Raw genomic sequence first — 667 nt, forward strand, 5'->3', positions numbered from 1 at the left:
TGAGCGTCATGAAGAGCCTCATCTGTTGGTCGGTGACATGACGGCCCGGCATGAACGATCTCCCGAAACGGAAAAATCGTTCCCTATCCGAGCCGGCCACGACCGTCAGACCCGCCCATTCCGGGCGCAACGCGGGGACGGGGCCTCTCCGGTCGGGCTACGCCCTCCCTACAAGGCCCCGTCCCCGCGTTCTCATCCTGATTGACGCTGGATTCTCACCTTGTTTGTCGCGCCGCAGCTGCCGCCGTCATTCCGCCCCGTAAGAACGCCAAGCCTTGGAAGCCAGACACCCCAGGCGCAATCGCCCGCAATGAAGCCTTGCGTGCGTCAAAGCGCTTCGGCCGAACCATCTGGCGACGATGGAGCGGCTATCACCGCCGAAGCCGCGTCGAGACGAAGATGCACTGTGTCAAACTGTTGGGCCAACGCCTGAGCGCGAGGGACTTTGATCGTCAGGTCGCCGAGTTCCAGGTCCGGGTTGCCGTCCTGAACGGCTTCACCGCGCTCGGCATACCCGTCACGGAAGCTGTGGGATGACTCTGTCCAGGGAAAGGGGAAACTCGACCTTCAGCTGATTTGTGCAACAGAGTCGTCTGAAACCCTTCTTCCCCAAGAGCCATGGCAGACCTCGCGTTGATGACAGGCGCGTTCTCAGCGGCATAATCTT

Annotated in this window: 2 pseudogenes; both read left to right on the forward strand. The window is 61.5% G+C overall.

The features are described 5' to 3' along the window. Window positions 1-237: 237 nt before the first annotated feature. Window positions 238-537: pseudogene (locus tag HUK65_RS18555) on the forward strand (transposase); the annotation flags it as partial. Window positions 538-578: 41 nt separating this feature from the next. Beyond that, a pseudogene (locus HUK65_RS19160) lies at window positions 579-667 on the forward strand (IS5/IS1182 family transposase); the annotation flags it as partial.

This window comes from Rhabdonatronobacter sediminivivens, from assembly GCF_013415485.1.
Taxonomy (GTDB): Bacteria; Pseudomonadota; Alphaproteobacteria; order Rhodobacterales; family Rhodobacteraceae; genus Rhabdonatronobacter; species Rhabdonatronobacter sediminivivens.